This window comes from Microcoleus sp. FACHB-SPT15 (assembly GCF_014849525.1).
GTDB classification, from domain to species: Bacteria; Cyanobacteriota; Cyanobacteriia; order Cyanobacteriales; family Coleofasciculaceae; genus Symplocastrum; species Symplocastrum torsivum.
Map to the genome: position 1 here is coordinate 216,392 of NZ_JACJNU010000049.1, position 25,152 is coordinate 241,543.

Genomic DNA, 25,152 nt, shown 5'->3' on the forward strand with positions numbered 1-25,152 from the left:
TTGACCCTGGTTCAGGTAATGAAAATTACCCCCTTTAGATAGATGCAGCCTTATAGATAATTTCTCTCTTCCTGGAAATATAGCAAATAGTATCCAGTCAAGCCACTTATTCAACCTTGTCGCAACTGGTCCCAAGTTCTTCCACAAGATCTATCTTGAAGTATTGACCTTTGCAAGAAGTCTTAAACCCCTGCTTCCTTGACATAGGCAACAGCCAGTGGTGCAAGCTTTGGCTCTAACTGAGCAACAATAGAACGGTCAAAGTCAGTCCACACTCTTGGCTGACCAAACATACAGGGTTGTAAAATTGCCCACAATTGACCATCCTGGCGCAAGTGAGCATGAATTAAGGCTCGGTGTCCAAAGTTGGTTCGCTCAAAATCTACGTTGACGACTTCTGGACTTGCTGTCTCTACATCCTCCACAAAAATTGAGTCTTCTGCACGTAGCGCGGCAGCAAATAAGGGGTCTTCTTGGGGTAACGATTCCGGTTCTTTCTTCCAATCCGCGTCTGTGACATCCGGATACTGGTCGCTGCGAAGCCAACAGTAAGCGATTTTCCCCATCTTAGTTTGAGGATTACGCAAGTAAAGAAAGCATCTATGACACTGCAATATGTCGCCTAACACTGGTAGTATCTCGGAAAAGACAGCATCCGGTTCACTAGCAGTGGCAAGGATTTTTTCTAAAACTGGGGGTAAAGCTTGGTCAGCCATGCGCTTGTTGTCGTGCCGTTGAGTTCGTAAACAGGATAGATCGAGAATTGTCTTAATTATCGGCTGGAATCGAAATGCGATCGCTCCTCCAAAAGCCAGAAAGTTGTCAAGATATCACTTTCTGAAAGACCATAGGTAAAGTAGCTATTCCAGCGTGGAGCTATGAGTCTAATTGTTGTCAAAAATTACTAATCATTAGGAGCAACGTAGATTTATGCTCCAGTTTCAGCCTCCTGGCTTTGGGCAAAAGGTCGCTAATACTTCCTTGGGTTCGATGGTGTACTACACACCAGTTGCTCCTCCATGGACAGTAGCAGAAGAGGAGGAGTTACCTCATCTCATCTTCCTACATAATTTCGGTGGTGGGGCTTCGGCTTATGAGTGGTCGAAGGTGTATCCTGCTTTTGCCACAACTCACCGTGTCATTGCGCCTGATTTAATTGGTTGGGGAAAATCTGCTCATCCCATCCGGGACTACCAAGTAAGCGACTATCTAACAACACTGACAGAGTTTATCTCACAGGTAGCTGATTCTCCAGTAATTGTTGTTGCCTCTTCCCTTACAGGTGCATTGGCTGTTCGTATTGCAATTGAGCATCCAGAATTATTCAAGGCGCTATTTCTTGTTTGTCCCTCTGGGTTTGATGACTTTGGGCAAAATGCTGGACGGAGACTACCGCTAAATATTGTTAGAACACCACTTTTAAGCAGCCTGATTTATACCTTAGGGGCAACGAATGATGTTGCTGTGCGTAACTTTTTGGTGCAGTTTCTCTTCGCAAAAGCTGAACGGGTAACCGAAGAAATGGTGGCGGCGTATCTCGCTTCTGCACAGCAACCGAATGCGGAATATGCAGCATTGGCATTCTTGAGGGGTGATCTTTACTTTGATTTACCCCTGTATATTGATCGATTAACAGTACCAACTACTGTTGTTTGGGGAGAAGAGGCACAGTTTACCCGCGCTGATTTAGGTAAGCGTCTGGCACGTTTAAACCCAAAAGCGATTCAGGACTTTCAAGTCATACCCGAAACGGGTGTACTACCGCATCTGGAGCAACCCGCTATAGTAATTGGGTTACTGGAGCGTTATTTGCGATAGCGAAGCGCTGCTGCCAAGCAGATCGCTCGAACACTCACAAGTTTAGTTTTTTTTACATTCGCCCTCGACTCCCCAATCTCTGTTTTCCACTGGCGGAGATAAGGAAGCAAAGATTTCAAGAATATCACCCTTGAGCTAACCGTTTCTAAGCTTGGGTGGTATCTGTAGAAGGGGTGGCAGTGTCTGACTCAGACGAGGAGGTAAAGATTTTTGAAATCCAGCTAGTCAGAATGTGAGATAACAACCCCATCGGCCCAGCGAACAAACACAACGCCAGCGAGTGAACTGTCCAAACACCAGTTCGCTGTCCTTCCCAATAAATGTAGCGCCCAACAAATAAATCCATTGCCAGGAAATGAATCCAGCCAGTCGCGGCGGCTTTTTCATCCGCAAAGAATCGGGCAATATCAGCTAGTTGAGGATTAGACAACGCTTCAGCAGATTCTGGTGTAATGCTAGTGATGAATAAATACACATATAAACCAGCCAAAGCAACAAAAGGTAGATAAGATTCCATCACTTTTCGAGTCACACCCCAGTTTGGCAACAGAATCATTAGCGCCCAAAAGGGTAGAACGAATAAATTAGCGCCATTAAACAGTTGAATAATTGTCATAGCAAGCGATAAGGAGGTTGAAAACGCAAATCCCCTTGATTTTACAAACTTTGGAAGATTCAAATTAGACGGCATCTATATCTGATAGGAGAGTTAGTAGGCAAACTCTTTTGAGAGACTGAAACTACTAAGGTAAACGTGGTTTTAATAGAAAAACGTCAAATTAACTTCAGGAGGAACATTATGGGAATCGGTGATCAAATAGGGGATGTATTTAGAGGTTTAAGGGGTGACGAGCGCGAACGACGTTATGATGACCGGGAACATCGCGATCGCAATGATGACCGTGAGTACAGAGACCGGGATGATGATCGCAAGTATCGTCGCCACGATGATGACGATAACGATGATGAGCATCGCTCTCGATACCGGGATGATGATCGAGAATATCGTCGTCGTGATGATGATGACAATGATGATGAACACCGCTCTCGCTATCGGGATGAAGATAGAGAGTATCGTCGTAACGACGATGACGATGATGACGAGCATCATTCTCGACACCGCGATCACGACGACGATGACGATGATGACGATTAAAAGTTTGGGTTTGTAGCAAAAAACTACTGCACATCAATACGTTTTGAGTAGACAGCAGACTCTCTCTCATCTGAATATTTTGTTAAAGTAGCTTGCTGTAGGCACAGTCAAAACAATTGACTGTGCCGTACTTTTGATCAGGGAACCGATTATCAATAGGGACAAGTTGATGCCGAACCCATCACAGCAGCCAGAGCAAATCCGCGTCCATGTTTTTATCACTGGCAGAGTCCAGGGAGTTGGCTATCGCTTCTCAACGAGGGATGAGGCTAATCGATTGGGTATCAATGGCTGGGTGCGAAATCTTTCGGATGGTCGTGTAGAAGCGCTTTTTGAAGGGAGTAAAGCTGCTGTTGAGGAGATGATTAAATGGTGTCACAAAGGACCACGAGCTGCTGTGGTTAAAGATGTGGCAGTTGAATACGAAGAACCGGAAGGGTTGCTGGGATTTGAAACTAGGCGATAATGCCAAGACCGTAGGGAAATTTGGTCTGTCAACTTTACAGATTGGGCAACTCAAACAAGTGTTTTAACCAATTCACAAAGGCGATCGCATTGAGAGATTTTGAAGATGCCGTTCAATTAGCCTGTGCAATGGCATCAAGGCTTGACGCCATTATCAGCCGCAATGCACAAGATGAGAGCGGGTAGCTACTTTGCCGATTCTGTCAGTTAGTGAATTGTTAGAGAGTTTGTCTTGAACTGGTGGTTGTTGTTTGGGAACGTTAGCCTTTCGCCTATCTCTCGTAAGGGTTTCCATTCATCCGCCCTTTATTGACACTTCTGAGATAGTAGCCCCTCGTTGGTCTATTTTTGAGGTCGAATGTACTATCACTCCCTACTCTCCATATCTTGTAGTTGGAGAAGGTTAGAGGAGTTTGTGGTTCACAGACTTCAGGCATGTGGTCACCGAGTATGAAGTACCCTGGTCCTTTTCCCATAACCCTGGCTAAACCGTTTTTGTCCACTACAACAGATGTTTCCTCGTCTACAGCTATGCCTAAGGCACTGTCAGATAAACCATCCCTAATTAGGCGAGCAATGAAGGTCATGGTGCGACCCATCCTGTCCCGTGCACCGAAGTGTGTATCAGCAATGGTTCCCTTGAGGTTTGCCCAATTGAAGAAATTGTCAGTGAAGCTAATATCCTCATAGGGGTCTTCTAGCGCGTCTTCAGTTTCAACGGTGTCCGAACAAGCGTTGTAGACAAAATCACTTTGAATCATTGTGCCTGCACTGGTTCCCCCGATGCCGCCTCCTCTTGCGTAAACTGACTCTACAGCCGTCTCGATTCCTGTCTTTTTGAAATTCCGGGCATATTCGCACTGGTCACCGCCAGTGAAGAAAATTACCTCAGCATTCCTAACTGTATCTACAACATCAGCTTTATTGGCATCCTGGCGACTTGTGATGGCAAGAGTTTCTACGGAGTCAACGCCGTTCATTGCAAGGATCGGCGCGTTATAGCCGTCATCGCCGGACGCTCGAATGACTACAACATCAACCTTAGTGGCACAGTTGGTACATCCCCTAACCTGATCGATCATCCACTGAATAGCAGGGTCTACGTCAGTACCACCACCACCTAAATCATGAGCAGGCCCGGCTAATGCCGGATTGACATCGCTAGCGTTGCCCTCCAAATAGCGTCTGACCTTTGCCTCAGCAGGTGATGCCACCAAAACCATGAGTAAGAACAGCACCACCGCAAAACTTTTCAGCATTGTCCTTGTTGTTAAATCCTTAGACCAGAGACTCATGGCTTTTTCCTAAACCAAAGAAAATCTTCCAAGGCTAAACTTTGTCATACCGCGATCGCACTTGTCTAGATGTTGGGAAAAGCTTGTTGTATCCTCAACTATGAAAAATGCGATCGCTTCTCTTGGGTGCTGAGTGCGATCGCATTATCTTAAACGAGTTGTTCTACTTCAATTCAAATTAACTTTGTAGTTGTCGCTGCGGAGGCATTACAACCTTCTTCGCTAAACCAAGAGTCTGTAATACTTGAATCGACCACCAAGTGACATCAACTTCCCACCATTTCCGTCCGGCTGGAGCAACATTCGGCTGAGCATGGTGATTATTGTGCCAGCCTTCTCCATACGTTAAGATCGCCGCCCACCAAAGGTTACCAGAGTTATCATCTACCTCAAAGCTTCGATAACCGCGCATATGAGTTGCTGAATTAATCAACCAAGTGCTGTGCCAAAGTAACACTGTTCTGACAAACATCCCGTAGATGACAAACGACCATCCACCCAAGGCATAGAGCAACACTCCTAAGGGAATTTGCAGTAACAAGAAGTTGCGGTCAAGCCAGCGATAATATGGGTCTCGTGCTAAATCAGGCGCAGATTTCTTATAGTTTTCGTAGTTGAAAAACTCGTCGTTCTTGTAAAACAGCCAAAGCATATGGCTCCACCAAAAACCCCGACGAGCTGAATAGGGGTCTTTTACTTCGTCCTCTGTGTGAGCATGATGCTGACGGTGACCAGATACCCAAAAAATGGGGCTTCCTTGCAGAGCAAAGGCACCGATGGTCGTAATGATATACTCCAACCACTTTGGTACCTGAAAACTACGATGGGTTAAAAGTCGGTGATAACCCAAGCAAATGCCAATGCTGCCAAATAGCCAGTGTAGAAAAATCGTGACTCCCACGGCTGACCAGGAGAAAAACCAAGGAGCCAGTAGTGCTAAAGCGTGAATCGTCGCGAAAAATGCCACACTAACCCAGTTAAGAGTTAAGGGGGGTTTGGTTTCCGGGACAGCAGTGAGTGAGTTGTTAATCATGAGTCTTCCCTCTTTTGTAGAGAGGGTCGTTATAGTGAGGAGATGCAAGTGTTACTTGCACTCCTCTAAGCTAACAACTATTCCCCAATAATGCAAGTGCTACTTACATTAATAACTTTATGTCTCGAACAAATTCTTCAACTCGACAGCGCTTGCTCAACGCAGCGCTTGAGTTATTTAGCTTTCAGGGCGTTACCGAGACGACAACTCGGCAGATTGCCGAATTAGCACAGGTTAATGAAGTAACGCTGTTCCGCCAGTTTGGAAGCAAGCAAGGGTTGCTCTTGGCATTGATTGAAGAGTCTGCGGTGTTTACCCACTTGGGTGAATCCTTAAGAGCGCAAGTGAATCAGACAAACCATGTAGACGAGGCGCTAAGAAACTATGCAAGCGATCGCCTAAAAGCGTTAGAACAGATTCCAGAATTACTACGTTCAGTTGTTGGTGAGGCAGGTAAGTACACGGTCGAAAATCGTCGGGGGTTAGGACAAGGTATAAATCTTGCCAATCGTGACGTTGCCAACTATCTCGCAACTGTCATTGAGCGTGAGCAGCTACACTGCCGTTTATCTGCTGAAAAATTATCTAGCTTGCTCAATGTGATGTTGTTCGGGTATTTAGTCATCGAATTGACAAGTGAGTTCCATGAACTTTGGGATAACCAAGAGGATTTCTTAGAGAGTTTAGTGGAGGTGTTCTTATATGGAGCTGTTTCACCATTACCCGAATCTTCAGCAGGTGTTCTCAGCCTGGACAAAAACAACCCACCTCACCCTCCTTTAGAAGTAGAGGAAAATTTAAATGAGAAAGTAGCTGATTTACCCGCTTCTTTAGTTCGCTCGATTCTGCTACAAGCGAAAAAGCAGGGATTGCAGGATTATGCTCTCGCTTACGTGCTATTTGGAGCTGGTTTGCGTCCGCAAGAGGTTGTCGCTTTAGAGCGATTGCATCAAATCATTGATGAACACCAACACCTGTTGCAAATCACTCAAGGTGCAGTTCGACAAGTGCCAGTCAATCAGTGGATTATGGGAAAGCGGTATGGCTCCTACATTCGCAATCCTCTAAGTCAGTGGCTCAAGAGTCGTAAAGATGACCAGTTAGCGATGTTTGTGAATGAGAAAGGTCAACCGTTTTCAGAGGAAGAGTTACGTGCTTCGTGGCAGACATTTACTTCAGGGTTATTAACTCCTGAAGGTCAACCGCTATTTGTAGAACAAGCACGACAAACTTGGTGTGTAGAAATGCTGATGAAGGGAATTGATTTAGAGGATTTGAGTATTCTAAGCGGTTGGGATACTACGCAATTACATCCCTATGCCCGGAGAGGGAGAGAAAAGGCGGCTTTAGAACGAGCGCTTCGCCTCGATCAAAAAGCTTAGACTAGCTTGAAAATAAGGCAGAAGGCAGAAGGCAGAAGGAGTAAGAAAAATTTTCATTCCTTTGTTGTGAGCAAAACAGCTCATGGTGCCTAGCTTGAAAGTGGCGATTAGGGATTGGGGAAACAGACGGAAGAAACAAAGGCTATCACCTAATGGGAATATCATTGACACACCTGTGTCATATCGCTCGCTCACACTAGAAGTAGTGTTGTAAGCAACCCTTTGTTGTCAACTGACAATGTCTTCTAATTCTTCTCTACACAAGTCGGCAAACGCTTTCTCATTATTATTAGCTGGGGCTGTAGCTAGCCTGTTGACAGTACCATTTCTCTCGACAACAGCGCCACTGATTGAGTCGCAAATGGCTCAGCTAGATGCTTCTAGTCCCACTACTCCAGAGGTAGCTAAACTTGTAGACCCAGCCAAAATCATCGTTGGTCTAGCAATAGTAGGTGGCGGTGCGGGTGCCATCTTTGTAAGTACAAAAAAAGCGTCCCACCACTCTGTCTCTAGTACCAGAAGCCAGGAAAATACTATCGGTCTTAACCAAGCTAGCCCTAAGCTTCAAAAGAAACTGCTTAGACTTTTGCACAACGATATAGATACAGCCAACCGCCTTGTAGCTCACGCTAAACGGAAAGATCCCACTCGGTCAATTAACTGGTATGTCGAGAAAGCCATTTATGATTTAGAGCGCGATCGGGGTAGGTAATACCATAAGGATAAGTGTTTGATACTTATCGGTGAGGGGAGGTTGTAGGTTGTAGGGAAAATCAGTTCATTACCTAACACCTAACACCTACCACCTAGCCTCATCAATTGCCCCAGCGAAAAATTCGCTTAAATCATGATTTTATTTTTAACTGATCAGAGCGATCGCACAAATTTCTCTAATCGATCCATTCCCGTTTCAATTGATGCCATATCTGTAGCGTAGGAAAGGCGGATACACTCATCAGCGCCAAAAGCAACACCAGGAATTACAGCAACTCGCTGAGATTCCAGTAAGCCGTCGCAGAACTCCAAAGATTTCAGCCCGGTTTGACTAATGTTAGGAAACATATAGAACGCACCATCCGGCTTAGCACAACTCAATCCAGGAATGGCGTTAAGACGCTCTAACATCACCTGCCGTCGTTCGGCAAAGGCGAGACGCATTTCTTCTACACAATCTTGGGAATCGTTCAATGCTGCGATCGCACCATACTGAGCAAATGTACAGACATTTGAGGTACTGTGTCCTTGGATGGTAATCATCGCCTTAATCAATTCAACTGAGCCAGCGAGATAGCCCAAACGCCAGCCAGTCATTGAGAAGGCTTTCGCAAATCCGTTGCTAATAATCGTGCGGTCAAAGATTTCTGGGCCGACAGCACCAATGCTGAGGTGTTCTGCATCGTCGTAGAGAATCTTCTCGTAAATTTCGTCAGAAACAACCAAAATATCGGCTTCAACCACAACCGCTGCCAGTGCTTTCACCTCTGCTGGTGTATAGACCATCCCAGTCGGATTAGAGGGAGAATTGAGGACAAATAGCTTTGTTTTAGGGGTAATCGAGGCGCGTAGTTGCTCTGGCGTGATTTTGTAACCAGTGGACGCATCCGTTGGAACAATTACAGGTGTGCCACCAGCAAGCTTCACCATCTCTGGATACGAAAGCCAGTAGGGGGCGGGAATAATTACTTCATCCCCAGGTTCAATCAACACCATCATTAGCTGATACAGAGAATGCTTACCGCCGTTGGTGACAATGACATTCTCCGCCGCATAACAAAGACCATTTTCCTCTCTAAGCTTACGAGCGATCGCTTCTCGTAACTTTGGTTCCCCAGCCGCTGGCCCATACTTCGTCTTGCCTTCATCCAGCGCTTTTTGTGCAGCGGTTTTTATATGTACTGGGGTGGCAAAATCGGGTTCACCAGCGCTGAAACTACAAATATCTATTCCTTCTGCCTTCATGGCTAGCGCCTTAGCCGTAATCGACAGGGTAAGGGAAGGAGAGACTTGACCAACTCGTGCTGCCAGCTTCATGCTTACTACACCGGAAAGAAAAAAAGGGAGATAAGTGCAAGGGCTTGCGCGTAACGCAATTCCTCTAGTCTCCCAGACTAACTTGTAATCACGCTCTTAATTGGCGTTTTTTTTACTTTTTTTCCTAACCAGATGGGTTTCTCGGCTATAAGCAATAGGATAAAAGAAAATTTTCTTCCCTAGAGCCTACATAGCAGTTAGCCGTCAGCTATCAGCCATCAGCTTTTTTGTTTTCTGACTAGTAGCGCTGTTTCATAGCTTTTAGCTATACCTCATTTAACTGACAACTGCTATATCGCCCATAGCCCCTTTACCGACATCCCAAAGACTCACGAGTTGCCACTCCTGTCTTGGAATTGATACCTGTTGCCCTTTCGCAGAGTTTCTTGACTTGGACACCATCTAAAACGGCATAGCTGAAGTCAGCGCCTGTAATGTCCGCGTCCTCAAAGCGAGAACGTAGCAAAATCGCTTCCAGGAAAATTGCATCACTCAAATCTGCTCCTCTGAAGTCAACGATATAAGCAATGCCATCCGTGAAATCTGCCCCATGTAGAGAGGCTTCTTTCATTACAGAACCGCTAAACACAGCACCGCGTAAGTCAGCATTACTAAAGTTGGTGTTCTCCAGCTTGGCGTTGGAAAACTCAACCCCTTGCAAGGCTTGTCCTGAGAAATCCTTACCAGTGAGTTCAGAGTCACCAGCGGCACGTCCAATGGAAGAAGAACTAGCGGCTTGTGCCGATAGGGGAAAGAAAAGAAGAACGAACACTAAGACTAGTGCTGCTAGTTGTTGAAGATACCTCATAACAATTGATGATTATTGCTCCTCAGACATCATCAACTATTTAGCTCTCTGCGACTAGGGTATGTCTAGTTGTTGGTTGTTGGTTGCAGCAGTAGTAGACAAAAAACGAGGTTACTCATTAGAGTCCCTAGAAAGGGGAGTAATAGAGCGTGTCTTGGTTTGGGGAGTCCGCGTTTTGATGGGAATCCTGATGTTGCTTGTCCTGTGCTGTGTGTGAAGTCTCCTTGGCTACAGCGTTGTCGAAAGCGTAACCGACTTGACGAATCCCTCCGCCAAATACAAGCATCAAAAACAGCAGTCCTGCAAAGGGCAGAGTCTTTTCAGTGGTTTTGTTGTTGTTAGCGATTTTGTTCATTGATGCAGCCAGAGCCTCACTTTATTACACGCTTTCTCTAGATTCAAGATTCTACGAGTAAAGGGAGGCATCAGTATAATTCTGATAAGAATTTGTTAAAGATTTCTGAAGAGAATAATTCTGCAATGGCGCAAGTAACCTATTTTGTAAAGGTTCTCGCTTGTTTAACCATTGCAATCAGCGTGTGATGAGCATCTTCAGAATCTTGGAGAGCATGATCAAATTCAATGCGTAGAGGCACCGACTCTCCCTTGACTTGCGTCATCAGGTTCATGCCAAGGGCATCAATGGAGAGCATTTGTGCGGCTTCTGTATCGGGAGAATTGCCAAAGGTTTGGGCATAGAGGGCGATAGCAGCGGCATGGTCTTCGTTCATGTGCTTACAAATGCGATCGCTTATTTCAATGGAGAACTGTTCAGACATGGTTTGTACTCCTAAACGTACTACAGGTGTTGTTCAACGATCTTTTTCGGTAAGTTCTGTTTGCCCTTGTGAATTAGCGATTGAACTGCTTCACAAACTCAGCAACGACAGACACAAATTCAGTAGTTGACTCATAGGGCAAAACATTACGACCAGGAATTTGACAACCCTTGCCTTGGGGCAAATGCTTGAGGTACTGCGTTAATCGTTGCTCTGGTGTCTCCGCTTGACCACTACGGCTGATGCTGGTTGCTTCCTCTCCTACTACAACTAAAGTCGGTTGAGAAATCGATGCGATCGCTTTTTCATAGTTCTGTCGCCAGAATCCAGCGAGAAAGGAAAAAACTGCATAACGACTCGCGGGATTAGCCGCACCAGCTAAGAGAGTATCCAACCATTGAACATCAACATCTGAGCGGTCAGCAAATAGTTGACGTTCTGAGAATGATCGCAAAAATTGACGGCGACGAGCATAACGGTAGAACGCATTGCCCACAGGAGAGTCTAATACATTCCAAGTAACTCTTTGTTGCCAACTTGGACTCTCTTCGGTCATCACTGTCCAAGCAGGTGGACCTGCCAGTACTAAACCTTTAATATAATTTGGCTCAGTTTGTTGTTGTACGAGAGCAAGCGCCACAACAACCTCCGCACCCTGTGCCAGCACAACTACAGGCTTTTTGACGACTGTCTGCAAAAAGTATTGCAACTGTTTAGCCCAATCGGCAGGCGTATAAGCAATACGTGGCATATCACTCTCACCACATCCAAGCAAATCTGGGTTGTAAACCGGATTGTCGTAACCCGATTGACACCACTCTTGACAGAAGCGCTGCCAAAAGTTCCGAGATAATCCTACCCCGATTGGATGCAGTAATACTAGAGGAACGCCTTTGTCAGTCGTCGAATCCCCTGAGGTAAGCAATTCGTAACCACAGCGATAATCCTGCCAGGTATAAAACAGAGAAGGCAATGCTGTTATATCCTTAGTCTTCAGTGACTCTGGCACGGGAGAGTTGGGTGGCATAGTTACTATGTGTAATACGGGTAAGTATCAGCATGAAGAGTGGATGTATAATACGCACAATACTGCAACTACCTTAGATCGAATCAAGCTGAACTTCAGAGCAAAGTCAAGTACTGCTTTGTTTGACTTTCACGTCCTGATGAATGCAAAAGACAGGGTTTAATCAGGATTTTAAAGACTTAATGAAGTCTGGTTAAGTTAGGTTGTCGGCTTCACCTGATTGAAATAACATACATATATGTAATACAAGTTATACGTCAGTATTACTAGTAGTAAGTTTGCTACAAGAGAAATTCATCAACTTGTAGTGGACTTAGCGTCAAAGTGTCAATAGTTTTGTCTACCTCCTGCCTCTAGTTTCTGCAAGGGTGTATCTACCACACTGGTCTTTACTAAGAGAGATGCGTCTTTCCTAAGACAAGGGTGAATCGGCATCAAGGGTTTGACTTATAGCAAGCCTTAATGTAGGTAAATTCATTGTCTGTTTATGCCCAAGCGCCTACCTTCACTTCTGTGGGTTCCGAGTGAACAGCGACAGCAGCTGTCGTATGGTCTCCGAAAATGGGCTTATCTGTGTCAAGAATTTCTAAGACAATCCGGAAACTTTCGGCATCTAAATCAATTGTGCGTTCTCTCTCTCCATCAAAATAGGTAAACCAAAAGTGGCCTTTGTTGTCCTGAGGTCTCCATAATGCCTGATAGCTTGCAATTCGTTTCATTTCCATCTCTATAGACTTTTCCTTTTGTCCGCTCCTCTAGTCTCTTCTTTCCAATTGTATACTTTTGTATAGTTTCTACCAAGAAGATTAAAGAGTTTGCAAAGATTGTAGTATCTCGTTGTTAGCCTTCAACTTAGAGTGATCGCATTCAGACTCCTGTGTCACTTGTAAATTTCCTAGCGTTGATTTACAAAAACCTTAGGCAACCCAATATTCAGCAGCATTGAAGACTTAAAACCGTTACTTTGCTTTCTTGCGGAATTTAGATAAATAAAACAAGATGTAGGCGACTAATAGGAGTCATACATCAGCATTAGACCCGAAAAAACTTACCCAATAGAAACACTGAAATTACAAAGTTTTTTCTCTGGTCGCAAATTAACAGATTCGAGAGGAAGCAAGCACCCTTGCGAGTAAGAAGTTTATTGGCAAGGTGTTGCACGTCTCTAGCAATGAACTAGTGAGTCAATCCTTGCACCCCCTATCTGGAGCATTCTAGAACTGTGCAACACCAACGGACAAGGCTTTAGCCAATTTCTCCTAAGGAAGCTTGAGACACTTACTCTCTTTAAGAAACTTCTTAGAGATTGCTTTCTGCCCAAAAGCTAGAAGTAGAAAGTCATTTCTTTCCTTATGCCCATGCACCTACCTTAATCTCATTCGGCTGCGAATGAACGGCAATAGCTGAGGTTGTATGGTCGCCAAAAATTGGCTTATCTGTGTCAAGGACTTTCAGCATTGTCCGGAAGCTCTCTGCATCTAAATCAATTGTGCGTGCTTTTTCACCATCAAAATAGGTAAACCAAAAGTGCCCTCGATTGTCTTGTGGTCTCCATAAGGCTTGATAGCTAGTTATTCGTTTCATTTGTCCTGCCTTCCTTGCCTGCGTCATTGAGGTCATAATCTGTGATGCCTCTCTAGTCTCTTACCTCTAAGTGTATACTTTTGTTTCAGGATGAAGAAGAAACTCCCTGATGACATGAAAGATCAGGCAAAGGTTGAGTGCTTTTCTCTCAGAAAGGGTTCTCAGTTCTCATCTGGCAGGATACCGTAAATCATACTTTAAAGACTTGATGTTATCTATTAGCTTGACGACGAATTTATTGCCCTGAGAGAAAAATGTATTGGAAGCGATTGTAGCTTTGCCGCACCCTATAAATTGCGAAAAGATTATGGCCGCTACTTTCGCTTCATTGGCTCACAAAGCTCATACGACTCAAGAAAGCGCGTAGGCGATCGCTTTTAGGGTTATTCAGCACTTGCTGGGCTTTGCCTTCTTCTTCTACCTGACCCTTGTTTAAGAACAGTACCCGATTCGCTACTTCACGGGCAAACTGCATCTCGTGAGTGACGACTACCATCGTCATTCCTTCTTCAGCCAGTTGCTGCATTACTAGTAGGACTTCCCCCACGAGTTCTGGATCGAGGGCACTCGTTGGTTCATCAAATAACATAATTTGAGGGTTCATACACAAACTCCGGGCAATTGCTACCCGTTGCTTCTGTCCACCCGATAGTTGTTCTGGATAAGCGATCGCCTTTTCCGGCAAACCTACCTTCTCCAAATAAAATTGAGCTTGCTTCTCACTCTCAGCACGAGACTGTCCAAGTACCTGACGCGGGGCTAACATCAAGTTTTCCAGCACACTTAGATGGGGAAACAGGTTGAACTGCTGAAAAACCATCCCTACCTGTGTCCGGAGTCTCCGCAAGTGCTTCTGGCTGAGTTTGGGAGACGATAGATCTATCCCATTAACAACTAAACGCCCACCGTTAATTGTCTCTAAACGATTGAAGCAGCGTAGGAGTGTACTCTTGCCACAGCCAGAGGAACCGATTACCGCAACAACTTCTCCCCGGTTAATCGAGCCACTGATGCCTTGCAGTACCTTTAGAGAGCCAAAGCTTTTTTCAATCTGTTCAAATGCGATCGCCGGAGTAGAATCCTCCATATCCAGTCCTAAATGCGGGCTTAGCTCGACTTGCTATAAGAGACTATCTCACCATTCTTGCCGTAAATTGTAGCAGTTATCACATTCACTTGAGTCAGTCAAAGCTCAAACTAGCTATTGAGCGATTTGCTTACAGTCTCAATAGGATGAGCCTTCTGGCAAACACCCCTCCAAAGGCACAAGCCTTCCTATAGAAAAGCTGTGATGTAACATAAACTCAAAGAACCAAAGCTTTGTCTCTACAGCTATTAATAAACTTCTACTAAAGGTTTATTCGCTTTATGAGGCAGTTTCTCTAGGTAGGATGATAAGAGGAAATAAGGAAAGATGATTAGATTTACAGGTATCCGTTGGTGGCGTCAGTTCGCCCTTGCCCTAGGCTGTTTGATGCTAGTTATTGCCTGTAACAACACTGCTCCTAATTCTACGGATGCTGGCAGTAACCCTTCAGGTGCAGGTTCAAATCCGGTTGCCGCAGGTAAAACTCTCAAAGTAGCAACTGATCCAACTTTTGCACCCTTTGAATTTCAAGGGCCTGATGGGCAGATTCAAGGATTTGACATTGACATCATTAACAGCATTGGTAAGGCGGAAGGTTTCCAAGTAGAGCTTGAGAGTATGCGGTTTGATGGCATGATTGGAGCTTTACAGGCAGGTTCTGTTGATACGGCTATGGCTGGAGTGACTATCACCCCTGAGCGAGCAAAAGTCATCGACTTCTCAAAACCTTACTTTAAAGCCGGACTTGCGATCGCAGTTCCAGAAAAAAACACTGACATCACCGATTTAGACAGCCTCAAAAATAAAAAAATTGCTGTACAAATTGGTACAACTAGTGCCGATGAAGCCAAAAAAGTTTCTGGAGCCAAAATCAGCACATTTGATAGTCCAGATCTTGTTCTTCAAGAAGTAGTTAATGGTAATGCAGATGCCGCAATTAATGATAAGGCTGTTACCTTGTATGCGTTCAAAACGGGTAGCCTCAAAGGTCTAAAACTCGTCGGAGAGCAGCTCACCGCAGAATACTATGGCATTCCCACCCCTAAAGGTTCAGAAAACCTGGAGTCTATCAATAGAGGTTTAGACACCATTATTAAAGATGGAACCTACGCTCAAATCTACAAGAAGTGGTTTGACGAAGAACCTCCTAAACTTCCAGAAACTGCACCGATCTAATACCAAAGCTGGTAGGCATCGTCAAACACAACTTATTGCTTTGGGAGAGACTACAAGATAGGAAGTAGCAATACCAATTTCTAAAACGTTGCTGAACATCTGCCAGCAACGTTCCTTTTCCCCTCCCCAACAATCTTTCTTCAGCAATACGGTGAAATAGTAGAACTGTGTAAACATCCGAATCCCGAATCCCCAACTCATCACCCTTAACTAAGTCGTGCTTGAATCCCTTAACATTATCTTCCAAGCCATGCCTACACTGCTCTTGGGCGCTGTAGTTACCCTACAACTGACTGTAATGTCAGGTGTTCTGGGTATGATTGGAGGTTCCCTGATTGGTATTGCTCGTCTTTCCCCTTCTGCACCTTTACGCTGGATTACTAGGGCGTATATAGACTTTTTCCGGGGAACACCAATGCTGGTGCAGATTTTCATGATTTACTTTGGTTTACCCCCCTTATTGCGAGGATTTGGCATTCCCTTGAGATTAAATCCTCTAACAGCGGGTGTACTTGCCCTTAGTATTAACAGTGCTGCCTATATTGCCGAGACGGTTCGAGCGGGTATCCAGTCGATTGAGTTAGGGCAATCAGAAGCGGCTCAGTCGCTAGGTTTGGGTTCAGTACAAACCATGCGGTATGTGATTTTTCCCCAAGCCTTGCGGCGGATGCTGCCCCCCTTGGGCAACGAATTTATCTCGTTGCTCAAAGACACCAGCTTAGTTGCTGTTATTGGCTTTGAAGAATTGTTTCGCCGTGCTCAATTGATTGTGGCAAACAACTACCGTCCTTTTGAAATTTATGCAGGTGTTGCCCTCACTTACTTAGTGTTGACTATCCTCTCCTCACAAGTCTTTAGTCTCTTAGAAAAGTGGATGAACCCTATCCAACGAGCAAAGAGAGCTAACGCCCAATTGGTTAGACAGTGACATTTTCTATCCCAAATCGTTCAAGTGTGAAAGTGGCAAAGCAAGCCCCCTCAAACTCTACTTTTTAGACCTTTTTAGCTGAAGGGGTGACGAATAAGCTGAAGGCTGGATGAAAATACATATAAAAAACCAGCAGATGTTTTGTCTGCTGGTTTTTTTTCCATACGTCAGGCACTTTAGTTCAAAGAATCAGGAAAAACGAAGATACCGAGTGATAGTAAGCTTGCTACAACTCCTAAGCTTTATCAATTATTTCCTTTGCTTTGTCTTTGATATCTTCTCTTGCGTGAATTGCTGCTGCTTCGTCTTGTTTGGCTTGCCCTTCTACTTTGTCTTTTGGGTCACCCGTAATTTCACTAGCCACTTCTTGAATTTTGCCTTCAATATTCTTGGCAATTGCCTCTGCCCGGTCTTCTACGCTCATTTGAAACTCCTGCAAACAAATCAACGTGTACTCTTCTACTATTACTATGAGAAACTAATGGAATAAATTACATCTCTCAGGAGTTAGAGATTTACACAAGAAAAAGCGGGACTTTAGATAGATGAAATAAAGTATATCTTGATAATTTAGAAAATTAACGAAGTAGAACTGCAATTAATAATTACAACTTAGCCTGCAATAAAACCATCCCAAGGTGCCTTTGTCTGTTGGGGTGTTAATCCCAACCGTGCTTGACAACGTTCCATGTAAAGCTTAGCGATCGCATCGGTAGGATTTTGTTCGATTATCTGCTGGAAATATTCACTAGCACTAGCATAATCTTTCTGGTGCAATGCCTCAATCCCAGAATCATAGGCTGATTGCGATTGCAGTTTTGTCTTATCCAATATCTGACTTGATGTCCCCAAAATTTCATAAAGGTTAAGAACTTGCTGCTTGCCACGAGGCGTTACACAATCAACCCAACGGCTGTAATAGGAAAGTGAAGGGTTGGGAGTAATTTCGCTATTACTTTGAGCGTCGAGGCTTGCTTTTTTAAAATTCGCTCTAACATGGGCAAGTGTCATCCCACTAGCAAGGATGGGGCAATCGTAGAGCTTCGTTAATTCTTCTAATCGCGCTGCTGTGTTTACGACATCGCCTATTACTGTAGAATCCATACGATTATCAGAGCCAACCGTACCGATTAAACCAAATCCGGTGTGAATGCCAATACCAACCTTAATCGGCTGTTCCAAATTGAACTTTTGGCGATCGCGATTAAACTCACTGAGGTTTTGTAACATTGAGACAGCAGCATTTAACCCGTCTTCGGCGTGGCTTTCAACACGGTCGAAAACCGCAAAAATCGCGTCTCCCAGAAATTTATCAACAAAGCCATGATGAGCAGTAATTGCCTGACTCATCTGGGTAAAGAATGCATTGAGCCATTCAAAGGTTTGCATGGCTGTTTGGGATTCTGCAATTGTAGTAAAGCCTCGGATATCACAGAACAAGACAGTCAGTTCTTCTTCCCTTGCATTTCCTAATTGAATTGATTCAACACCTTTAGGAGCAATTCGGTTAAGATACTGCTCCGGTACAAACAGCCGAAACTTTTCTGAGATGTAGTCATTAACCTCCCAAGCCGCTGCGATTTGTTTTCGGGATTGTTCTTTTACTTGTTGGCTAATCTCAGACTGGACTTGTTGCGATCGCATCTTATTTAAGCGCAAGATGCTAGCAATTTTTGTTAAAAGTAGCTGGCTATTAATTGGTTTGGTGAGGTAATCATCTCCCATCATCTCCAGCCCTCGTAAGCGGGAGTGGTCATCATCCAAAGCGGTGAGAAACACTACGGGTATAGTGTTTAACCGCTCATCTTCCCGTAAGCGACGGCAAACCTCAAAACCGTCCATTTTTGGCATCATGACATCCAATAAAATCAAGTCAGGCTTTGATTGGGCCGCAATGTCTAACGCTTCTGTTCCTGATTCTGCTAACACAGGGACATAACCTTCACAAAGTAGTAACTCTTCTAGAAGGAATAAATTAGTAGGGTCGTCATCGACTAGCAGTATACGCGGCGTAGGGTTTGGCATAAACCTGACAAAAATCTATAACTACAGAGTGGTACGCTCAGCGCAAAACCACTTTGCTTGGTAGATAAGGAGCGCCTTTCACGTTGGTGGTTTGTGTAACTCCACCTCAAACGCAAGTAACTAAAAATACACAATTCGCCTAGATACCCCTGAATCGTCGTTGCCTTACTCTCGTAGATTCTATTAACGACAGTGAGGAAGAAAAAGTGCAAGTAGTCTATTGGTTATGAGATGAGACAATTAAACATTTCTTTACACATTAAAACACACCTATCTAGTGATGGTAATCACTCAACTGGTATATCTCTTTAGCTTAAAGAGACTTTGATCTTCTCTCCTTTGGTTACTCGTGATTCACACTGAGGGAAGATGGACTTTCAATGTCAGGCAGAAGAATCTCTAGATTCCTCTTGAGTCTCAACAAAAGAGCGAACAGTGGTAATGACTGTTTCCACATTTAAAGGCTTTCTTAAGTAGTTATCAGCACCCGTGGCAAGAGAGCGATCGCAATCATCTGCCATTCCCGTAACTGCAATAACAGGTACACTCTGCCAAAGGGGATGGGCTTTTAGTTGACGAATCAGCTCAAATCCATCAACCTTGGAGAGGTGGATATCCATCAAAACCAGGTGCGGTAAGCTCTCAGTAGTTACCAGCGAGTGCAGCTTGTCCAGCATCATCTGACCATCGTAAATGACCTCAACGGCATACCCTTCAAGTTCCAACACCTCAGAAATCAAGGCTTGGTCGAGGAACTGGTCTTCCACTACCAAAATTCGTTTTGCATGACTCAGTGCTAGTTCCTGGTTGAGGACAGAAGAATCAGGCTGTTGAGAATCACTTACCCGTTTCTTAGGTGCTAAATTAGAGTGCCTTTCCTTTAGGGGGAGCCAAACGCGGAATGTACTACCGCAGTTTTCTTGCGATTCTACAGAAACCGTACCACCATGAAGTTCTGCAAGTCGCTTCGTTAGCGCTAACCCTAAGCCTGTACCTTCATGACGGCGTGTCAAGGAAGAGTCTACCTGTTGAAACGGTTGGAACAGTAGATGCAGCTTGTCTTCAGGAATGCCGATTCCACTGTCTTTGACTTCCAGGCACAAATAAGGCGCACTTGCCTTAACAGAGCTGCGATCGGGTCGTAATAATTCCTGTTCTAGATCAGTTCCATAAGCAAGGCGCCCACTCAGCTTTACGGTGCCTTCCTCTGGAGTGAATTTAACTGCATTCGCTAAGAGGTTAATCACAATTTGGCTGACACGACGCTCATCCAGAACTGCCTGATGTAGGCGGAAGTCGAGTTCTAGTGATAGCGCCAGTTGTTTTTTCTCAGCACGAGGCTGAATCATTCTTAGGCAGTGGGTACATAGCTTCTGGATGGAGACGGGAGCAAGATTAAGGTCAGCTTTCCCGGCTTCAATCCTCGACAAATCAAGAATATCGTTAATCAGTTGCAGTAAGTGCCGACCACTTTTTTCAATCACTTGGACGTGAGTAAGCTGGCGATCGCTTAGGGTACCACCTCTGCCACGCTGCAACAAATCTGAAAATCCCAAAATGCTGTTGAGGGGAGTTCGCAGTTCGTGGGACATGGAGGCAAGAAATTCTGACTTAAGCTGAGAGACTCGTTCTAACTCTTCATTTACACGCTTGAGGTGTTCTTGAGCCTGGGCACGTTCTATGGCAACACCCAAGGTACGGCAAGCCGCAAGGAGCATATCTTGTTGGGGAGCATCCTGAAGCTTCTGTCCGGTGCGCGATTCTAAAGTCAAGACACCGATAATTTTGCCAGTGGCACTGGGAATGGGAAAAATCCCTAGTTGGCCAATACCTGGATGGCGGAAGGCAGGAACGGCTTGAGGGTGATTTTTGTAATCCTCGATGAATAGAGGTTCGCCAGTTTCCACAACCTGCCAGAGTAGCCCTTCACCGTAGGGTATTCCTCGCTCCAGCAGGGATTCCATCTCTCCCACAGCGACGGTGCCATAGGTGGCAATGAACTCACAGGAGATTTCATTAGTGAGAATACCTGCCTGGGCATCTTTCCCTTCACCCTGAATCACCTTCACATCACCGAATGCCGCTCCCATTGTCTCAACTAAGTAAGACAGAGCAAATTTCCCAATTTCTAGCAACTCACTAGCAGGTTGTAGCCGTTCTGTAAGACTTTGCAAAAAACTTAGACGCTTAATTTCAGCGTTTAAAGTAGTCTCCATGAGCGTTGCTTCCCGCAGGGCTTGCTCTTTAGCCGTTACGTCACGAAAGTTTAATAGGTATCCACCATCCGATGTCGCAGTAGCATCTACCTCAAGATAGATGCCATTGGGTTGTTCTAGTGAGAAAGAAATGTTTTGGCTGTCGGTTGGTGGTATTATGGCTTGGATATGTCTACATTGAACGGGTGTCCAGTAACCATGGGCAACAACCTGAGCGCATACTTCGCGAAAATGAGGTTGTTGAACCAACCAGTCGGCTGAAAAGCCCCAGATTTGCGTGAGTTTCTGATTAAACAAAACCAGATGGTGCGATGGATTAAAAAGGGCGATCGCGTTGTCCACATGGTTCAGAATTAGCTGTTGCTCTTCCTTTAACCGCTGCAAATGCGTCTCAATTTGCTCAGGTTGCATAATTTTCTTCAGCGTTAGTGAGAGCTATGTAGTAGACCATTTCCTAATTTAGGAAACGTAACACTTAGAGAGGGTGAATCAATCTTCCTAGGGTAGTGATCTGGGGCACCTAAGATCAGCGATCTCAACAGCATCAGGGTATGTTCTGCGTCAAAGTGCCAGTGTGATGCTCAAAGCAGGGGTAACGGGGTGTGATCACTTCTATCTAAAGGTAGATATGTTCCAATGAAGAGCAGCCGCAAAAAACACAATAAGTGTAGCAAGAGAGGGTTGTCATGCAAACTTTAAAACAGGGGTTCGAGGAGAGCAATCTCATGACATTGGCGGACGAACTGGAGCAAGATTGGCGAGATCGCCTAGCAAGTGACTACCCAACTTTAGGCTCAGTTACTAGCCAAAGTATTGTTCGCTGGTTACTTGGAGACAATGTAGAGCGCTTTGAGACGTTACTACCGAACCAGTTAGCGATCGCCAAGCAAGCGATGGACTATCGCTATCGGATTTTGCGGCAACGCTACCTTGGGGTGGAACCCGTTCGGGCTTATCGTAATTTAACCAATCGGTTAGGCGGATTAGTAACCCTTCGGAATAAAATCCGCACCTGGGTTTCGCTTAGCCGCGATCGCCAACGAGCCGTTGCGGATGTTTTACAAGAAGTCATTCAAGAATTATTGAATAGCGATCGGTATATTCAAAAGCAAATTGCTTGGATTGCTCAGTGTACTAACGATACCCGCCTCCGTGACGCTTTATTACTGACTACGGTTGAAGAATATTGTCTACGCCCAATTCGTAACCAGCCTCTACTAGTGTATCGTTTTGTTAACTTTTTGCGTCGCTCTCAGCGTGGTGGGATGACCCATGTTCCAGAGGGAGACATGGTACGGCTAGTTTCTGAGGAAATGACACTTGATGACACTGATTCGCCCGTAAGTCTATTGGATAGCCAAGCAACAGCCGACTATCAAGAAACCCAAGCTTTTGAGGAACAACAGACACTGCGGATGTCTGTCCGTCAAGAATTTGAGGATTACTTGCGGGAAACGGAAAACTTAGGCCCTGTAGCCGCGCAATGGCTCAGGCTCTACCTCCAAGGACAGTCTCAAGAAGCGATCGCAAGTGCTTTAAACATGCCTGTCAAGCAGGTTTATCGGCTGCGGGAAAAAATCAGCTACCATGCGATTCGGGTATTTTCTATCAAAGCAAAACCGGAATTAGTCGCAAGCTGGCTAGAAACCTCCTTGCGGGAACATAGCTTAGGGCTAACACCTGTGCAGTGGCAAGAATATTGGGAAACTCTGACACCTGAGCAGCAGCAGTTAATTGATAAATTGAAATCAGGGAAAACTGTAGACGCGATCGCCAAAGACTTAAACTTGAAAATTAACCAGGTCGTGGGTGAATGGAGTAAGCTTTATTTGGCGGCTCAAGCGCTAAGAAGTGCTTCCTAAACCCAGGCAAAATTGTAAGGTTGAGGTAGTACTTCAACTGAAATTTATTACATAACCCTCGCTCAAAATCTAAGTAGGGTGGCTCAGCGAGTAATACTCGCCAACCCCTAACTTAAAATTCTGAGAAACTGCGTTCCTGGGGCATCTCGACCAGTCGCTACTCAGGTTGGAGAAACTTCTTATGGTGTCCTTACCAAGCCACCCAGACCCGTCCGAACCTCATACACAGTCAACCTCTTCTCCATCTCCGATCAAAGATTTCTCTGAGGTAGAGACTGAGCATATGTTTCGGCTAATTGACAGCATTCTGCCTTTTGAAGCTTGCTTGTACTATCAGTTTTTACCCCTCGCTTTAGAAGGAAAACATCTAAAGCTGGGTATGGTAGTACCTCAAGACTCTTCAGCGCTAGATTATGTCCGTCACATCCTGGCTTACCTAAACTGCTCACTTAAGACAGAACAGATTACAGCTAGCGTTCATCAGGTAATGCTTTCCGCGTACCTGAATCATTCCCACACCTCCCCATCGCCCAAAAAGCAAGCACCTCAGAAGAAACATAAAGTTCCCCGATCTGAGCAACCCACGCTGATTTTAGATGATGCTCTAGAACCTGAGAGTGAAGCTACCGACTTGTCTCCAACTCCAACGCGATCGTCTGGACAATCCCCTACAGTATCAGCTCAGCGATCGCGAGTACCAAGCCCCACCCCTTCAAATCCGCCAACCGAAAGGAGTGAAGAAGTAGTCCCTTCCACAGCGATGATACCAGCCCCTGTCGCTTTACCCCCAGTTGAGGCTGTGCCAATCCTGGAAGTGCAAGCGCGGTATCTATCTCAGCCGATAGAATTTATCGCGACATTAGCGCCTCAACACCTCTTACAAGAGTTGTTAGGTCGAGTCTTGCTAGGTGGCATTGGTCGGTTGTATTTCGAGCGGCAAGCTGATCAAGGTCGCATTCTCTGGAGCCAAGATGGTGTATTGCAGTCTGTGATCGAGAGACTAACCTTACCCGTGTTTCAGGGTGTAATTATCGAACTCAAGCGCGTCGTACAATTACCCCTACTTCCCGTCATCCAACCTAAGCAGGTCGAGGTTGAGCGACGCTACCAGGAAGAATCTCTATTACTGCGTTTGCGGGTGATGCCAGGTACCCACGGAGAAGAAGCAACGCTTCAAGTATTGCGGGGAGTTGCTTTGAAATTCTATCAACGGCAACAATTGGAAAAGCTAAGTCAGGACGCTTTGAAACTGGCTCAACAGTTGCAACGAAAGTTAAATGAAATTCGCGATCGCTCTTCTCGCCATCCCACAACCATAGAAACCCTACCAGCTCTTAACCAAATGCTACAAGGTTTAGATAAACAGCTCAAAGCACTCACCGCACTACAAGCGAGTCAGCACTCCGACAACTCCCTCGAATAAACTGGCAACGAATTGAACTTTAGATTAGACACTCCAACCAACAACTAACAACCAACAACCAACCTAAAAATTCACCCGTACATCTGCTAACCGACGATTTCGTGCCACTGTAAGCACAGCAGAAGACGGCTGACGTTCCAAAAAAGCTTGCAAATCTTGAATGCCTCGAAGACGGCGACCATCAATGGCGATGAGTCGATCTCCACGCCTCAGTCCGATAGTAGCTGCCAAGGAACCAGGCTGTACTCCCAAAACGCGCAGTGACCCTGCATCGACAGTGACCCCAAAGCGAGGAGTTGAAGGAGAAGAAGCCACGTTACTGCTAGTCGGATTGCTGTTGTTGCGGTTTTGCTCAATAAAATCCCTGGCGATTACAGCACTGGTTGCGAAGCCAATTCCTGTATTGCCTCCCCCGTTTGGGCTAAGAATAGCTTTGTTTACACCGATAAGTTCACCCCGCGAATTGAGCAACGGGCCTCCGGAATTTCCTGGATTCAGCGCTGCATCCGTTTGCAAATCGCCATCGGGAGCAATCCGGCTCAAGATGCCAGTGGTTAACGTTCCTGACAGCCCAAAGGGACTACCAATAGCAAACACTCTTGCTCCGACTTGAATGCCTTCTGAACTAGACAGGCGCACTGTCGGGAAACGGTCAGTTGTATCCAGTCGCACTAGCGCTAAGTCATTACGGCGGTCAATCGCTATCACGCGACCAGTGTAACGCTTACCTGCCGTCGTACTCACACTGACCAGACCCCCTCTCGCGCTCCGAATAACGTGTTCGTTGGTCAAAATTAGTCCCTCTGGGCTAACAATGCTGCCAGAACCGGAACCTCTACCCGTGCTAATCGTGACTACCGCAGGGCTAGCAAAGCGATAGACATCAATGCTAGTTTGTTCTTCACCCGGTGCTTGGGCGAGAACAGTAGAGATAGGAACACTACCCAAAACAGGAGTATTGAGTAAACAAAGGGAAGCCACACACAATAACAAACGCTCAGGTTTCATAACACTCAAATGCAAGACGCTTTTGTTTTAGACATAGAACAGTTGAAAT

26 protein-coding genes are annotated in these 25,152 nt (G+C 45.3%); 10 read left to right on the forward strand and 16 right to left on the reverse strand.

The features are described from left to right. Positions 1–182 precede the first annotated feature (182 nt). On the reverse strand, positions 183–716 hold the full coding sequence (locus H6F98_RS16965; protein WP_192219868.1) for a GAF domain-containing protein: 534 nt from the start codon (positions 714–716) through the stop codon (positions 183–185). Positions 717–930: 214 nt separating this feature from the next. Here H6F98_RS16965 and H6F98_RS16970 point away from each other — a divergent pair, with 214 nt between their 5' ends. Further along, positions 931–1,818: an alpha/beta fold hydrolase gene (locus tag H6F98_RS16970; protein ID WP_192219869.1), complete on the forward strand. Its 888-nt coding sequence runs from the start codon at positions 931–933 to the stop codon at positions 1,816–1,818. Between the two features lie 145 nt (positions 1,819–1,963). On the opposite strand, the gene H6F98_RS16975 is transcribed toward H6F98_RS16970, so the two are convergent. After that, complete coding sequence (locus H6F98_RS16975) at positions 1,964–2,434, reverse strand: ABA4-like family protein (protein ID WP_192219870.1); 471 nt, start codon at positions 2,432–2,434, stop codon at positions 1,964–1,966. A gap of 183 nt (positions 2,435–2,617) precedes the next feature. Between H6F98_RS16975 and H6F98_RS16980 the strand changes: the two genes are divergently transcribed. The 3 genes from H6F98_RS16980 (at position 2,618) to H6F98_RS33115 (ending at position 3,625) form a co-directional block, all read left to right on the forward strand. Then, complete coding sequence (locus H6F98_RS16980) at positions 2,618–2,974, forward strand: hypothetical protein (protein WP_192219871.1); 357 nt, start codon at positions 2,618–2,620, stop codon at positions 2,972–2,974. A 169-nt stretch (positions 2,975–3,143) separates the two neighbouring features. Continuing rightward, on the forward strand, positions 3,144–3,440 hold the full coding sequence (locus tag H6F98_RS16985) for an acylphosphatase (protein WP_192219872.1): 297 nt from the start codon (positions 3,144–3,146) through the stop codon (positions 3,438–3,440). A gap of 41 nt (positions 3,441–3,481) precedes the next feature. Then, positions 3,482–3,625, forward strand: coding sequence for a PIN domain-containing protein (locus H6F98_RS33115; protein WP_206759658.1), 144 nt, complete (start codon positions 3,482–3,484; stop codon positions 3,623–3,625). Between the two features lie 86 nt (positions 3,626–3,711). Here H6F98_RS33115 and H6F98_RS16990 read toward each other — a convergent pair whose 3' ends face one another. Further along, on the reverse strand, positions 3,712–4,734 hold the full coding sequence (locus tag H6F98_RS16990) for a cyanophycinase (RefSeq protein ID WP_199348577.1): 1,023 nt from the start codon (positions 4,732–4,734) through the stop codon (positions 3,712–3,714). A gap of 178 nt (positions 4,735–4,912) precedes the next feature. Then, complete coding sequence (locus tag H6F98_RS16995; RefSeq protein ID WP_192219873.1) at positions 4,913–5,767, reverse strand: fatty acid desaturase; 855 nt, start codon at positions 5,765–5,767, stop codon at positions 4,913–4,915. A gap of 119 nt (positions 5,768–5,886) precedes the next feature. Here H6F98_RS16995 and H6F98_RS17000 point away from each other — a divergent pair, with 119 nt between their 5' ends. After that, positions 5,887–7,149 carry a TetR family transcriptional regulator gene (locus H6F98_RS17000; RefSeq protein ID WP_192219874.1) on the forward strand — a complete coding sequence of 421 codons (1,263 nt, stop codon included), beginning with the start codon at positions 5,887–5,889 and terminating at the stop codon, positions 7,147–7,149. Between the two features lie 238 nt (positions 7,150–7,387). Continuing rightward, the gene (locus H6F98_RS17005) at positions 7,388–7,861 is read left to right on the forward strand and encodes a hypothetical protein (RefSeq protein WP_192219875.1); all 474 of its coding nucleotides are present in this window, start codon (positions 7,388–7,390) and stop codon (positions 7,859–7,861) included. 155 nt (positions 7,862–8,016) lie between these two features. Here the strand turns inward: H6F98_RS17005 and H6F98_RS17010 are convergent, their stop codons facing one another. From H6F98_RS17010 to H6F98_RS17045, 8 genes are all read right to left on the reverse strand, one after another. After that, positions 8,017–9,180, reverse strand: a complete 1,164-nt coding sequence (locus tag H6F98_RS17010) for a pyridoxal phosphate-dependent aminotransferase (RefSeq protein WP_192219876.1) — start codon at positions 9,178–9,180, stop codon at positions 8,017–8,019. Positions 9,181–9,490: 310 nt separating this feature from the next. Next, a complete protein-coding gene (locus tag H6F98_RS17015) occupies positions 9,491–9,988 on the reverse strand; it encodes a pentapeptide repeat-containing protein (protein WP_192219877.1) in 498 nt (165 codons plus the stop codon). A gap of 127 nt (positions 9,989–10,115) precedes the next feature. Next, positions 10,116–10,343: a hypothetical protein gene (locus tag H6F98_RS17020; protein WP_192219878.1), complete on the reverse strand. Its 228-nt coding sequence runs from the start codon at positions 10,341–10,343 to the stop codon at positions 10,116–10,118. A gap of 139 nt (positions 10,344–10,482) precedes the next feature. Further along, positions 10,483–10,767: a DUF2470 domain-containing protein gene (locus H6F98_RS17025; protein ID WP_192219879.1), complete on the reverse strand. Its 285-nt coding sequence runs from the start codon at positions 10,765–10,767 to the stop codon at positions 10,483–10,485. Between the two features lie 73 nt (positions 10,768–10,840). Continuing rightward, positions 10,841–11,794: an alpha/beta fold hydrolase gene (locus H6F98_RS17030; RefSeq protein WP_192219880.1), complete on the reverse strand. Its 954-nt coding sequence runs from the start codon at positions 11,792–11,794 to the stop codon at positions 10,841–10,843. 485 nt (positions 11,795–12,279) lie between these two features. Beyond that, positions 12,280–12,513 carry a hypothetical protein gene (locus H6F98_RS17035; RefSeq protein ID WP_242058572.1) on the reverse strand — a complete coding sequence of 78 codons (234 nt, stop codon included), beginning with the start codon at positions 12,511–12,513 and terminating at the stop codon, positions 12,280–12,282. A gap of 631 nt (positions 12,514–13,144) precedes the next feature. After that, on the reverse strand, positions 13,145–13,378 hold the full coding sequence (locus H6F98_RS17040) for a hypothetical protein (RefSeq protein ID WP_192219882.1): 234 nt from the start codon (positions 13,376–13,378) through the stop codon (positions 13,145–13,147). A gap of 325 nt (positions 13,379–13,703) precedes the next feature. Further along, positions 13,704–14,465 carry an amino acid ABC transporter ATP-binding protein gene (locus H6F98_RS17045; RefSeq protein WP_192219883.1) on the reverse strand — a complete coding sequence of 254 codons (762 nt, stop codon included), beginning with the start codon at positions 14,463–14,465 and terminating at the stop codon, positions 13,704–13,706. Positions 14,466–14,792: 327 nt separating this feature from the next. Here H6F98_RS17045 and H6F98_RS17050 point away from each other — a divergent pair, with 327 nt between their 5' ends. Then, a complete protein-coding gene (locus tag H6F98_RS17050) occupies positions 14,793–15,641 on the forward strand; it encodes a basic amino acid ABC transporter substrate-binding protein (RefSeq protein WP_242058573.1) in 849 nt (282 codons plus the stop codon). A gap of 217 nt (positions 15,642–15,858) precedes the next feature. Then, positions 15,859–16,569: an amino acid ABC transporter permease gene (locus H6F98_RS17055; protein WP_313929886.1), complete on the forward strand. Its 711-nt coding sequence runs from the start codon at positions 15,859–15,861 to the stop codon at positions 16,567–16,569. Positions 16,570–16,804: 235 nt separating this feature from the next. On the opposite strand, the gene H6F98_RS17060 is transcribed toward H6F98_RS17055, so the two are convergent. The 3 genes from H6F98_RS17060 to H6F98_RS17070 form a co-directional block, all read right to left on the reverse strand. After that, positions 16,805–16,993 carry a CsbD family protein gene (locus tag H6F98_RS17060; protein WP_192219884.1) on the reverse strand — a complete coding sequence of 63 codons (189 nt, stop codon included), beginning with the start codon at positions 16,991–16,993 and terminating at the stop codon, positions 16,805–16,807. Positions 16,994–17,181: 188 nt separating this feature from the next. After that, positions 17,182–18,594 (reverse strand): response regulator, encoded by a 1,413-nt coding sequence (locus H6F98_RS17065; RefSeq protein WP_192219885.1) that lies wholly within the window; start codon positions 18,592–18,594, stop codon positions 17,182–17,184. 383 nt (positions 18,595–18,977) lie between these two features. Then, entirely contained in the window at positions 18,978–21,221 is a 2,244-nt protein-coding gene (locus H6F98_RS17070; protein ID WP_192219886.1) for an ATP-binding protein, read from the reverse strand. A gap of 275 nt (positions 21,222–21,496) precedes the next feature. Between H6F98_RS17070 and H6F98_RS17075 the strand changes: the two genes are divergently transcribed. Together H6F98_RS17075 and H6F98_RS17080 are read left to right on the forward strand one after the other, a co-directional pair. Further along, positions 21,497–22,672 (forward strand): HetZ-related protein 2, encoded by a 1,176-nt coding sequence (locus H6F98_RS17075; protein ID WP_192219887.1) that lies wholly within the window; start codon positions 21,497–21,499, stop codon positions 22,670–22,672. A 181-nt stretch (positions 22,673–22,853) separates the two neighbouring features. Then, positions 22,854–24,095 carry a hypothetical protein gene (locus tag H6F98_RS17080; protein ID WP_242058574.1) on the forward strand — a complete coding sequence of 414 codons (1,242 nt, stop codon included), beginning with the start codon at positions 22,854–22,856 and terminating at the stop codon, positions 24,093–24,095. 63 nt (positions 24,096–24,158) lie between these two features. On the opposite strand, the gene H6F98_RS17085 is transcribed toward H6F98_RS17080, so the two are convergent. Further along, positions 24,159–25,103, reverse strand: a complete 945-nt coding sequence (locus H6F98_RS17085) for a S1C family serine protease (protein ID WP_192219888.1) — start codon at positions 25,101–25,103, stop codon at positions 24,159–24,161. Positions 25,104–25,152: the final 49 nt, after the last annotated feature.